General features: G+C 65.0%; 1 pseudogene. It reads right to left on the minus strand.

The window, feature by feature from the left end:
- Positions 1-414, minus strand: a pseudogene (locus tag ACLEQD_RS45170) (hypothetical protein); the annotation flags it as partial.

The raw sequence follows: 414 nt of genomic DNA on the forward strand, positions 1-414 counted from the left end.
TCATGCCGTAGCTCACCGCGACCGTGACCGCGAGGACGAGAACCCGCGCGATGGACGGACCTACCCGGGCGGCGAAGCGTTGACCGGACTGATCCAGTTGCTTCCAGGTGGTGGCTTGGTCCGTCTCAAGCTTCAGCTCCTGACTCGCGTCGATCAGCTCCAGGAAGGTCTCCGCTCCCAGGTAGATCAGCAACAGAGCCGAGATGAACGCAGCGGCCTTGGTGAAGGCTGGCTCGGGGTTGGCGGCCAGCGCTGCCCAGGTCACGAGGCCGGTGGCAATCACCGAGTAGAAGAGCTGAGGCGCCAGGGTGTCCTCCACGGCCCGGGAGATGCTCGCCTTGAGGGGTTCGAGAGACAGCGCAAGCGCCACGCCCAGCTTGTCCCAGTCACTCAGCCCCATCACGTCTTCGAGCA

The sequence above is a fragment of the Corallococcus sp. 4LFB genome (assembly GCF_046520365.1).
Taxonomy (GTDB): domain Bacteria; phylum Myxococcota; class Myxococcia; order Myxococcales; family Myxococcaceae; genus Corallococcus; species Corallococcus caeni.